The organism is Mesorhizobium sp. M0587, assembly GCF_040320945.1.
GTDB lineage: Bacteria > Pseudomonadota > Alphaproteobacteria > Rhizobiales > Rhizobiaceae > Mesorhizobium.
This window is the reverse complement of the sequence record NZ_JAMYQP010000050.1, coordinates 24,446-35,041: the sequence shown is the minus strand read 5'-3', so window position 1 is coordinate 35,041 and position 10,596 is coordinate 24,446. Positions and strand designations below refer to the sequence as shown.

At 58.8% G+C, this 10,596-nt stretch carries 7 protein-coding genes and 9 pseudogenes; 11 read left to right on the top strand and 5 right to left on the bottom strand.

Translation table 11 applies throughout. The features are described 5' to 3' along the window. Together NKI49_RS29565 and NKI49_RS29560 are read right to left on the bottom strand one after the other, a co-directional pair. A pseudogene (locus NKI49_RS29565) lies at window positions 1-107 on the bottom strand (IS6 family transposase); the annotation flags it as partial. A 135-nt stretch (window positions 108-242) separates the two neighbouring features. Beyond that, the gene (locus tag NKI49_RS29560) at window positions 243-419 is read right to left on the bottom strand and encodes a hypothetical protein (RefSeq protein ID WP_352608304.1); all 177 of its coding nucleotides are present in this window, start codon (window positions 417-419) and stop codon (window positions 243-245) included. On the opposite strand from NKI49_RS29560, the pseudogene NKI49_RS29555 reads away from it, so the two are divergent. Both NKI49_RS29555 and NKI49_RS29550 read left to right on the top strand, forming a co-directional pair. After that, window positions 340-528 (top strand): annotated as a pseudogene (locus tag NKI49_RS29555) (LysE family transporter); the annotation flags it as partial. The gene NKI49_RS29560 and the pseudogene NKI49_RS29555 sit on opposite strands and share 80 nt — an antisense overlap. A gap of 97 nt (window positions 529-625) precedes the next feature. After that, window positions 626-826 carry a hypothetical protein gene (locus NKI49_RS29550; protein ID WP_352608306.1) on the top strand — a complete coding sequence of 67 codons (201 nt, stop codon included), beginning with the start codon at window positions 626-628 and terminating at the stop codon, window positions 824-826. 210 nt (window positions 827-1,036) lie between these two features. Here the strand turns inward: NKI49_RS29550 and NKI49_RS29545 are convergent. Further along, window positions 1,037-1,436: pseudogene (locus NKI49_RS29545) on the bottom strand (transposase); the annotation flags it as partial. A 264-nt stretch (window positions 1,437-1,700) separates the two neighbouring features. Here NKI49_RS29545 and NKI49_RS29540 point away from each other — a divergent pair. The 3 genes and pseudogenes from NKI49_RS29540 to NKI49_RS29530 form a co-directional block, all read left to right on the top strand. Next, on the top strand, window positions 1,701-2,153 hold the full coding sequence (locus NKI49_RS29540) for an RICIN domain-containing protein (RefSeq protein ID WP_352608302.1): 453 nt from the start codon (window positions 1,701-1,703) through the stop codon (window positions 2,151-2,153). A gap of 329 nt (window positions 2,154-2,482) precedes the next feature. Continuing rightward, window positions 2,483-2,962, top strand: a complete 480-nt coding sequence (locus NKI49_RS29535) for a hypothetical protein (RefSeq protein ID WP_352608300.1) — start codon at window positions 2,483-2,485, stop codon at window positions 2,960-2,962. Window positions 2,963-3,020: 58 nt separating this feature from the next. Continuing rightward, window positions 3,021-3,146: pseudogene (locus NKI49_RS29530) on the top strand (transposase domain-containing protein); the annotation flags it as partial. A gap of 739 nt (window positions 3,147-3,885) precedes the next feature. On the opposite strand, the gene NKI49_RS29525 reads toward NKI49_RS29530, so the two are convergent. Continuing rightward, window positions 3,886-4,107, bottom strand: coding sequence for a hypothetical protein (locus tag NKI49_RS29525; RefSeq protein ID WP_352608298.1), 222 nt, complete (start codon window positions 4,105-4,107; stop codon window positions 3,886-3,888). Window positions 4,108-4,462: 355 nt separating this feature from the next. On the opposite strand from NKI49_RS29525, the pseudogene NKI49_RS29520 reads away from it, so the two are divergent. Beyond that, window positions 4,463-4,620: pseudogene (locus NKI49_RS29520) on the top strand (IS6 family transposase); the annotation flags it as partial. 406 nt (window positions 4,621-5,026) lie between these two features. On the opposite strand, the pseudogene NKI49_RS29510 reads toward NKI49_RS29520, so the two are convergent. Then, window positions 5,027-5,254, bottom strand: a pseudogene (locus tag NKI49_RS29510) (Tn3 family transposase); the annotation flags it as partial. A 20-nt stretch (window positions 5,255-5,274) separates the two neighbouring features. On the opposite strand from NKI49_RS29510, the pseudogene NKI49_RS29505 reads away from it, so the two are divergent. From NKI49_RS29505 to katE, 5 genes and pseudogenes are all read left to right on the top strand, one after another. After that, window positions 5,275-6,018 (top strand): annotated as a pseudogene (locus tag NKI49_RS29505) (IS110 family RNA-guided transposase); the annotation flags it as partial. 290 nt (window positions 6,019-6,308) lie between these two features. Then, window positions 6,309-6,778: pseudogene (locus NKI49_RS29500) on the top strand (IS5 family transposase); the annotation flags it as partial. A 182-nt stretch (window positions 6,779-6,960) separates the two neighbouring features. Further along, entirely contained in the window at window positions 6,961-7,482 is a 522-nt protein-coding gene (locus NKI49_RS29495; RefSeq protein ID WP_352608296.1) for a sulfocyanin-like copper-binding protein, read from the top strand. Window positions 7,483-7,551: 69 nt separating this feature from the next. Beyond that, window positions 7,552-8,244 (top strand): annotated as a pseudogene (locus NKI49_RS29490) (IS6 family transposase); the annotation flags it as partial. 89 nt (window positions 8,245-8,333) lie between these two features. Beyond that, the gene (gene katE / locus NKI49_RS29485) at window positions 8,334-10,448 is read left to right on the top strand and encodes a catalase (RefSeq protein ID WP_352607549.1); all 2,115 of its coding nucleotides are present in this window, start codon (window positions 8,334-8,336) and stop codon (window positions 10,446-10,448) included. Window positions 10,449-10,596: the final 148 nt, after the last annotated feature.

The following is a 10,596-nucleotide window of genomic DNA, read 5'->3' as shown; positions in this document are numbered from 1 at the left end:
CATTCGGCCATCATCTCTTCCAGATCGCGCAGGCTCAGATTGTAGGCCAGGTACCAGCGCACGCACAGCAGGATCACCGACTGGTCGAAATGGCGGCCCTTGAGCATCACGTGCTCCTCCACAGCTGAGGCGTGTTTCTTGCCATGCTCCGTTTACCAAAAGGTTTGCGACAGAGCCGGATCACGGATCGATCAAAATGGCAGCCTTTGAACATGACAAACTCCCGGAAAAAAGAGCAAGCGTCATGCAGCAAATGACCTTTCCGAAAAGTTTGCGACAGAACCATGATGTTCAGCGAAGATTTCTCGGCTGGCTGCCGGCGTCGTCTCTGTCTCCTGGATGTGGGCAGTGCTCGCCTCGATCGGCGTTGCAACGGTATTGAAAGCCTGGCCGAGTGCTCTCAATGTCATCCAGTTCATCGGAGGCTGCTATCTGCTCTATCTCAGTGCACGGTTTGCCGGCTCCGCGCTTGCCGGGAAAGACCTTTCTGCAACGCCGGAGGCGGCGCTGTCCCGCACGGAGTTGGGCAAGATCTATCGGCGCGGGATCGCCCTGCATATCGCCAATCCGAAGGCCATCATGGGCTGGAATTTCTCTCGGGTTGCAGCCGGGTACGCCCGTCTACATGCCCTTTGTCATCATGCTGGGGTGTGCGTTTCTGGCCGTGGTGATTTTCGGGGGATACGCGATCGTGTTTTCGCTCCCATGGGTTTCGCGTGTCTATCAGAAAGCGCAGCGATGGATCGACGGCGTTCTCGCAGCCTTTTTTGTCATCGCAGACGTTCGGCTGATTTATGCCACTATCGGACCATGGATCTTGTCTTGATGGGGCCACCCGGCCAAGCGCGACCGGGATTGCCCCCATCACTCCCGGGGTCTTTCGCACTTCTAGAGACCCGTCTGAGCGAAGATGACACGTAACGCTTTGCCCGCTATCGGACGCATAATCGTCGATGCCAACGCTGCGACGCAAGGCACTATGGCAAGGGACATCCTGGAAAAAGCCTGCACAAATGGGAACATACGGCCGTTTCGGCTTGTCTTCCAGCCATTGGCCTGCGCCGTAGACTTTCAACCGCTGCTATCGATCAGCACATGCAGCGGACCGTCCTCGGATGCCGCTGCCGCTTGGCCGATCGTTTCCATATCTGCGCCGGCGGCTTAGCGTCCTGTGATCGGGAACCGGTAGTTCAAGGCCCATCAGGTCGAGCAGCGAGGTCGTCAATCCCTCGCTCTGGCGCAGACGAAGCCCGAACACGCATCCCAGTGTCAAGGCCGCCTCGATGGCGAGATCGGAATAGCGGGGCTGGCGCCGCGGGTCGTTCTTCACGGCGCATGCCAACTGGCGAAGGCTTCTTCTGTCAACCACAGCGTCAGACTGCCGCGCCGCCGAAGCCCGCCTCGTATTCCGGACAGTTTATCACCTTTAATTTCACCTTCGCGACTCGGTGATGGCGGCTGGCATAGTGTTTGTAGGGCGTCGGGCGAAGATCATGTCGTTGGCGATCTCGCCTGCCTATCGGCAAACCCTTGAAAAATGATCCACGCACCAACGCCTTCCAGAATAGAATACGCGTCCAAATATTACGCTTATTACACAATGGTGAAATAGGCTTCAGAATCCTTAATGAAACGTCACCCACGATAGTAATCCTCTATGGTAAACACCAAGGGCTTCCAACTCCAGAAAGGATAACGTTATGTCAGAAAATGTAATCCAGTGGCAGGCGGACACTGGCCGCGGCTTGGGCGTGAATGACCAGATCATCGGCGCCCCTGTGGGGCTTTGGCCCCTCAGCGGATCAGGCGCCACGCTCGTTTGGAATATTGAGCTGAGCAAGAATGTCATTCTGCTCGATGCGGGAGGCAAGACCCTCGCCCTTGACTTCAAGGACGGGAAGATTGCCCACCAGGTCCCGCTTGTCCTTTCCGAATATAGGGGCACGCCGACAAAGTCCCAGCAGTGGAACCTCCTCGTGCGTCCAGGCTACATCACCTCCCTCGCCGACACCTCCCTGGTTGTCGACGACCGAGATCGGAGGCCTGAGCCCGGGAGCCCCGTGTGGGCCTATTCGTTCAATGGCTCCGTAGCGCAGCAGTGGAAAGTCAAGGACCCGTTCCAAGTCCTTGCGGCCCTGACCCAGGCCGCGTAGCAATTCTGTGAGCGGCGTGGGGCGCTAATGATGGCTGCGGCGGGAAACGATGGTGCTTGTAGCTGACGGTCGCGGTGTTCATGCCCTCGGTCTATGCCGCAAATCCCTGAACGCGAGTTAAGGTGATAACCCACCAGCAAAGATCGTGGTCCGAGCCGTCGCCCAAGGGGAGTCGCCACCGCCGCTGCTGCATTGCACCTCGTGTCCTCCCCCGGTGCCGAGAGCTGAAGCGGGTACCCCTTCCTCGGAGCCAGGATAGAGGAGCCAGGATAAAAAAACGGATTATTCCGCCTTTGCTTGACGTGAATTAACAAGGGGCGATGTCACCGATGACAGATTCCAATCGCCCGCCAAAAAGGAGAACTCACATGAAACGACTTGGTCTTATCTGTCTGACCGTACTTTCCCTCATCGGAATTTCCTTCTTTGCGACAGCAGAAGCAGTTCAGAGGCCCGCCGATGCAACCATGACATTTTCCGGCGGCAGCGTGGCTGCTGGCGTTGGCTACACGTGGGGTGCCGGAGCCCTGAACTTCGAGGGTAAATCCTATCCTTTCACCGTTTCGGGATTGACCTTCATCGATATCGGAGCCGAGCGAATTGACGGTGCCGGAACCGTTTACAATCTGAAGAAGGTCGAGGATGTCGCCGGAACCTATGTCGCGGCCGGCGCAGGTGCGACACTCGCGGGCGGCGGCAGCGTCGTGGCACTCGAAAATCAGAATGGCGTCATCGTGCATTTCCATTCGACCACGTCGGGATTGAAGCTCAATCTGTCGGCCGGAGGGATTGTCGTGAAGCTGAAGTGAATTTTCTGGCTGGCTGCTCATCTTTGGGTGGCCAGCCGGATTCACACCGCATCCGCCCCGCGCCTGTGGCGTCGAGCCGTTAGCGTGGCTGCGCCAAGTCCTCACTGAATTGCCTCAACGCAACGAGGACGCTGATATCTACGATCTGCTGCCCTTCAACTTCGCCAAAGCAACAGCAGCCTGATCAGACCAGATACCTTTCCCAATTCGAAGGCCATCCCTTGAAAGCGCCCGCGTCAACGCGCAGCGAAAATAGCGCTTACAGAGGATCCGTGGCTGGGGCAGGAAGTTTGGGCTGGACTACGCCCGGGCCTGCGCCGCAAGCAGCCCAGTCGAAGTGATATCTGGCACCTCGATCGCCGGCGAGAAGCATTGGTTAGGCGCCGTCGCTATGAGCAGCGGTACTCCGGTTTTCATCGTGCGGCGGTCGGTTGCATCATCGTCAGTGTCATGGGCCGGCGGCGGCGCCCAGCCAGTCATGCGCGCGGCCTTTTGTTCTGTCCACCAATATGCCCTGTTGCCGGGCGGGTGCTCGGACGCCTCGGCCACGGAGCCGACCAGCATCGTCTTGTTGCTGCCTCCCTTTGCATCGACGCGACATAACGTGCGGGCCGACGGCTGGTTCCATCAATCCGACCGCTGGCGCGGCGCGGAGAGTGGCATGAGCGGGGGTGACAGGTACTCAGAGTACTCCTAGCGATCGAGGAGTAGCATCCCTGCCTCCGTAGCGGCCCCAACGAACGCCTTTCAAACCTCGTGGGGGGGTCAATAGCGGCTAAGCAGGCATCTGCCGCCAGATAGGCCTCTATTGGGCCACTGAAGAAGCTGTTCCTTGGCCCCCTGAACGTGGCTCATGTTGCACCGGACACCGCCACGGACCGGTGGTCTTAATGGCGACCGGAGAGTAGAAAAACCGAGGAGCATCAGGGCCCCCTGAGGTCGAACTGCACGAACTGACCGTGAAGCGTGGCCAAGTCCATGATGGTCTCGACCAATTCACAGTCGGTCACTTGCAAATCGGGATCAGCTTTGCGGACTGCCGCAATCGTGTCCCGGACTGATACGATGCTGCCAATCGGGAGGGGACCGATCACCGCGTCCACCGCCGCTGTGGCCACGGGCTTATAGACCGCTTGAGATTTCATCACAATCCTCGCGTGCAGAACCCCAAGCGGCCATCTTATGGGTCACCAAACGAAGAAATCAAGTTTGGAAAGGTACCAAGTTGATGGTCCACATCCGAGCTATAACCAGTGAGTTTCGGACGGTTTTTCGCGTCCTTTCTGATCAAGCACAAAAAGGACCGATCATTCTTCGGCGCCGGTTTGGTTCCGATCAAAAGTCACCACGGCGACCCTGCGTTTCAGGTCTGCGGTGTTCAGGAGGTCCACCAGATCGTCGGCATCCTCCATGTCGAGACCTATCGCTGATCGACCATCAGGCTCAGCCGGGCGTTGTCACCGTAGCCGCTTGTCAGGGATCGCTGCGATAGATGCGGGGATGAACACTTCGCAGATCAGCTACAAACGGCATCGGTTCCCACCCGAGATCATCGCCCACGCGGTGGCTGAATTATCGATTTCCGCTGAGCCTGCATTATTTTCGAAGAAATGCTGCTCGAGCGCGGCATCGTCATTTCCTACGAGACGATCCGTCGCCGTCGGCTGACGCCTATCCGGATCCGCAAGAGTAAATACCTGAATAACCGGATCGGAACAGGCTCATCGCCGCATCCGGCCGATGCTCGGCTTCAAATCACCAGCATCAGACGCGAACATCCTAAACGGGTATCGAAATGGTTCACGTGATGCGTAAGCAACAAGGCGAGCTTCGCCTACAATCCAAATCCATCCCTGGCCAAGCAATTCCAAATCCTTGCCGCGGAATTGGCCTCGTGTTCAAACCTCTGCGCTCCCATACAGCCGTGGCAACAAAAGCTACACAGCGTTCGCCGAGGTCGGACATGCGACACAGCTGCGTTCGAGCTACCGTATTGTTCCGAACCGATTTATCGTTTGGCACGGCATATGCTTGGTCATTCGCAAATACGTTGCGGACTGACATGGCCGTGCCGGCCTCGCCCCAGATGGCGGTGTTGCGGATCGCCAGCGTCGCACTGGCGACGCGCCCACAAGCCGCCTCCAGCGTGTCCCGATGGATGAAGCGCCGTCCGACATGAAGCAGTTCTTCGTAGCTGACATCCGCGTATCCGGCCGCGACGCGCTTCAGACCGGCATTCGTGCCCAATCCGTAGAGGCACAAGATCAGGCGCCGATCGAGCGCACCGCGGGGAAAGCGCCACGCCGGAGCGCGGGATCGCGCAGATAATGCGGGTCAATCTGTTCCGCCCGGTGCATGTCAAGACCCTGACGAGTCAGAAGCGCCGGGCGCTGCTGACGGCGCGCAAGCTCTTAAAGGACAAGGCGATTGCCATCGAGAACGACATCCGCGGGCTGTTGCGCAACTTCGGTCTCAATGTTGGCAAGGTCGGTGCGGTTAACTTTGAGGAGCGGATCCGCGAGCTCACCGAAGGCATGCCCGATCTGGCCGAGATCATCGAACCGTTGCTCGACGCGCGCCGCAAGCTGCGCCAGAATTATGCCGCCTTGCACCTCAAGCTTCTGGCGATCGTCCGGGATGATGAGGTTTGCCGTCGGCTGATGTCGATCCCCGGTGTCGGCCCCGTCGTGTCGCTGGCCTACACCGCGACAATCGATATCCCCGCCCGCTTCCGCAACTCCAAGGCGGTCGGTCCGATTTTGGGCCTGACGCCGGCGCTCCATGAATCGGGCGAAAGCCGCCGGGTGGGCGGGATCTCGTTATGCGGCGACGGCATGATGCGAACGTTGCTCTACGAGGCCGCGCAGACACTGCTCACGCGGGTGACGAAATGGTCCTGGCTGAAGGCCTGGGCGATGGACGTCGCCAAGCGGCGCGGCCAGCAGAAAGCCATCGTTGCGCTCGCCCGCCGGCTGGCGGTGATCATGCATCGCATCTGGAGCGACGGCACACAGTTCCGCTGGACCAGGACGGAAATGATGCCGGTCGCCGGCTGAACAATTGATAAACGTCGCCCCCCGACGGGGACACCAGTTCCACCCACCGGTGGAAAAGCTGTCCTGCGCGGGACGAGAATGAGGTGAGTTCGTCGATTGGCTTGGCTCGATTGCCCATCATCGGCAATCAAGGCGCTCGACAGATTGTTCCACCCATTCTTCTGAATCCCCATAGAGGGCAGGGCCAGAGCGCCGATCTCGGAAAGAAGCAAGGCCCCGCGAAAGACGTCCAATGCCGGAAAAGCGAAAAAGAACCAGGAGGCGCTTGACTTCAAACCGCCGAATAGAGAAGCCAGTCGGTGAAGGCCACCGAAAGCGGCGGAGTTCGTGGCTTCGACGCCGGCAAGAAGGTCAAGGGCCGCAAGCGGCACATCGTCGTCGACACGCTGGGCCTGCTGGTAGGCGTCGTCGTTCACGCCGCCGACATCCAGGACCGCGACGGCGCGCCGGCCGTCCTGAAATCCATACTTGAGCACTGGCCGTGGCTGCGCCATGTCTTCGCCGATGGTGGCTATGCAGGGCCGAAACTGCGGGGCGCCCTGCAAAAGATCGGCAAGTTCACCATGGAGATCGTCAAGCGGTCGGACAGCGCCAAAGGCTTCGAAGTCCTGCCGCAAGATGGGTCGTCGAGCGGACCTTCGCATGGCTGGGCAGATGCCGAAGGCTGGCCAAGGACTTCGAGCGATCCATCGAATCCGCACAGGCCTGGGTCTTCATCGCAAACATCAGCTTCCTCACCCGACGCCTCGCAAGGACCTGAAAACATGGCGGTCATTCCGATTCAGACACTTAGGCGTTACAGGAGCGCGATCACGCCGAGGCCGGCGACGGTAATTCAGGGAGCGTCTGGTCGCGTGGTCATTCACTGATTTGGATCAATGCGTTTCATGATTCGGACAACTATTCTACTGGCGTCACTCTGGTTAGATAGAAGGCTCGATCATGTTCAGAGGTAACGGGATTGGAAGGCTACTTGCTATCCGCGCTTTTCTGCCGATTGCGGCTTTGGCCATCGAAGTGGCGACGGCGAGTCCATCCCATGCCGCAGGGACGGTGGTAAACGTATCGCTTTGGGACAAGGGAGTAGAAACGGCTATGGCGACCAACCTCGGGTTTCCCGCGGTCGGCGAGGATATGTCGAAGGTGACGATGGGCATTGCCCTTAGCGTGGACACCGTCAATGCTGGCGAGATAACGTTCGAGGTTCTCAACTCATCGAAGGACACAATCCACGAAATGATCATTACGCGGCTCAGGGATTTGTCGAGGCCGTTTCCATACAACAGCAGCGAGAGTAGGGTGGACGAGGATAAAATGCCGGGTATTCTAGGCGAAGTCTCCGAGCTCGATCCGAATAAGACTGCCGTCCTGCGGCTTGATCTAAAGCCGGGCACGTACCTTCTCTTCTGCAACATTCCGGGTCACTTTACATCCGGGATGTGGGCGGTCTTCACGGTCAAGTAGGCTCTGTCGCAAACCTTTCGGTAAGCGGAGCATGGCAAGAAACACTCCTCAGCTGTGGAGGAGCACGTGATGTTCAAGGGCCGCCATTTCGACCAGTCGGTGATCCTGCTGTGCGTGCGCTGGTACCTGGCCTACAATCTGAGCCTGCGCGATCTGGAAGAGATGATGGCCGAATGCGGCTTGAAGGTCGACCACTCCACCGTGCATCGCTGGGTCGCCCACTTCTCGCCGCAGCTGCTGGAGCGCTTCAACCGGCGCAAGCGTGCGGTCGGCAGCAAGTGGCATATGGACGAGACGTACATCAAGGTCCGCGGCCAATGGATGTATCTCTACCGCGCCATCGACAGCCTCGGCGACACGGTCGAGTTCTTCTTCAGCGAAAACCGTGACCTGGTGGTGGTCAAACGCTTCCTCCGCAAGGTGCTGACGCGCCATGGCCGGCCGGAGCGCATCGTCATCGACGGCAGCCAGACCAATTACGAGGCGATCCTTTCCTGCGACGCTAGCCGGCTGTGGCAGCGATCGCGGCGACCGCTGAAGCCGATCCGCATCCGCAATAGCCGGTATCTCAACAATCGGATCGAACAGGATCACCGGCGTATCAAGCGCCGCGTTCGAGCCATGCTCGGCTTCAAGTCGCAGGCGAGCGCCGTGGTTATCCTCTCCGGCATCGAGATGATCCACATGATGCGCAAGCGACAGGCGAGGTATGCCTACAATCCCAGTCTGTCGATCGCTGAGCAATTCGATATCCTCGCTGCCTCACGGACAGGCCGAAATGGCCGTTCACAACCCCATTTCCAGGTTTGCGACAGAGCCAACATTTCTCAAGCGTTTCAAAGGAGAGCACTATGCCGCGTAAGCCAGTAGCCGAAGCCAACGCACCGACAGCCACCGTCCACGACTTGACCTTGGTCAGAGGTCAAGGAGGGGAATTGCATCAGGTTGCGGAGGGTGACACTGACGTCCTGACAACAGCCCAGGGCGGCCCGCTCTCAGACGATCAGAACACTCTCAAGATCGGCGAACGTGGCCCCACGCTGATCGAGGATTTTCATTTCCGCGAAAAGATTTTTCATTTCGACCATGAACGCATTCCTGAGAGGGTTGTGCACGCGCGTGGCTATGGCGCGCATGGCTTTTTCGAAACCTACGAGTCGCTCGCAAAATATACGCGCGCCGACATGTTCCAGCGGGCCGGAGAAAAAACGCCGGCATTCGTCCGGTTCTCGACGGTGGCCGGCAGCAAGGGGTCATTCGACCTCGCCCGTGACGTCCGCGGGTTTGCCGTGAAACTCTACACCAGTGAGGGCAATTGGGACATCGTGGGAAACAATATCCCGGTGTTCTTCATCCAGGACGCGATCAAGTTTCCCGATGTAATCCATTCGGTCAAGCCGGAGCCTGACCGTGACTTTCCGCAAGCCCAATCGGCGCACGACACATTCTGGGATTTCATCAGCCTGACGCCGGAATCGATGCACATGATCATGTGGGTGATGTCGGATCGCGCCATCCCGCGCTCTTTCCGCTTCATGCAAGGGTTCGGCGTGCACACCTTCCGGCTTGTCAATGCGGCCGATGAATCGACGTTCGTGAAATTCATCTGGAAGCCCAAGCTTGGCATGCAATCAGTCGTGTGGAACGAAGCGGTCAAGATCAATGGCGCAGATCCCGACTTCCATCGCAGGGACCTCTGGAATGCCATTCAATCCGGCGATTTCCCCGAATGGGAGTTATGCCTGCAATTGTTCGACCAGGAGTTTGCCGACAATTTCGACTTCGACATCCTTGATCCGACCAAGATCATTCCAGAAGAGATCTTGCCGCCAATACCTGTGGGGCGCCTTGTTCTCGACCGCATGCCCGATAATTTCTTCGCCGAGACCGAGCAGGTCGCGTTCATGACCCAGAATGTTCCGCCTGGCATCGACTTCAGTAATGATCCGCTGCTGCAGGGCCGCAACTTCTCCTACCTCGACACTCAACTCATACGCCTGGGCAGCCCCAATTTCACGCAGCTGCCGATCAACGCGCCGAAATGCCCATTCCATCATTTCCAGCAGGACGGCCACATGGCGATGCGCAACCCGGTTGGACGGGCCAACTACCAGCCGAATTCATTCGGCGTCGGCCCGCGCGAATCCCCTGAGCGTGGGTTCCGGCCGTTCGCTGACGGCGAGGAGGGCCAGAAGGTCAGGCTTCGTCCCGAAAGTTTTGCCGACCACTACAGCCAGGCCGCCCAGTTCTTCAACAGCCAGACCCCACCTGAGCAACGCCACATCGCTCAGGCCTTGACCTTTGAACTGAGCAAGGTTGAAACCCCAGCCATCCGCGAGCGGATGATCGCGCACTTGCTGAACATCGATGAGGGTCTCGCTGTCACGGTCGCCGACAAGCTTGGCATCACCGAGATGCCGAAGCCGGCCGACGCCGCTGTATCGCCGCGGACGGATCTCGAGCCCTCGCCAGCGCTGAGCATCATTGCCAATGGCCCGGAGAGCTTTGCTGGCCGCAAGGTTGGTGTCCTGATCGGCACCGGCACGGACGCCGGTCTCTTCAAAGCCTTACAGACTGCCATTGAGAATGAAGGGGCCGCTATGGAAGTCATCGCGCCAAAGGTTGGCGGTGCGGTGGTCAGCGATGGGACCAAGATTGTGGCCAAGCATATGATCGATGGTGGCCCATCGGTATTGTTTGACGCGGTCGCCATCCTGCTCACCGAAGAGAGCGCCAATCTGCTGGCCGGCGAAGCAACGGCTCGCGATTTCGTGGCCGATGCCTTTTCTCATTGCAAGTTCATCGGCTTCACGCCCGGCTCCTTGCCGCTTCTGGCCAAAGCGGGCGTCGAGCCCGGCGCTGACGAGGGAATGCTGCCGCTGGCCGACAAGGCGAGTGCCACGGATTTCATTGAAAGTTGCCGGGGTCTGCGGCTGTGGGCGCGGGAAGCGGCGGTCAAACTGTAAGATCGCGTCTTTCAGGCTTGCAAAAAGGGGCCTGCAAAGTGGGCCCTTCATTTTGATGAAGTTCTGACAAAGCGCCGCGGCTCCGAATGAATGGCGTGCGACCGGTTCTCGTTTTGAACCGTGCGGTGACCTACGTATCGGTTTGTGA

Excerpts from the sequence above, each read along its gene's own strand:
- NKI49_RS29560 (WP_352608304.1), bottom strand. The coding sequence starts at position 419 with ATGAACTGGATGACATTGAGAGCACTCGGCCAGGCTTTCAATACCGTT.
- NKI49_RS29550 (WP_352608306.1), top strand. The coding sequence starts at position 626 with ATGCCCTTTGTCATCATGCTGGGGTGTGCGTTTCTGGCCGTGGTGATT.
- NKI49_RS29540 (WP_352608302.1), top strand. The coding sequence starts at position 1,701 with ATGTCAGAAAATGTAATCCAGTGGCAGGCGGACACTGGCCGCGGCTTG.
- NKI49_RS29535 (WP_352608300.1), top strand. The coding sequence starts at position 2,483 with ATGACAGATTCCAATCGCCCGCCAAAAAGGAGAACTCACATGAAACGA.
- NKI49_RS29525 (WP_352608298.1), bottom strand. The coding sequence starts at position 4,107 with ATGAAATCTCAAGCGGTCTATAAGCCCGTGGCCACAGCGGCGGTGGAC.
- NKI49_RS29495 (WP_352608296.1), top strand. The coding sequence starts at position 6,961 with ATGTTCAGAGGTAACGGGATTGGAAGGCTACTTGCTATCCGCGCTTTT.
- katE (WP_352607549.1), top strand. The coding sequence starts at position 8,334 with ATGCCGCGTAAGCCAGTAGCCGAAGCCAACGCACCGACAGCCACCGTC.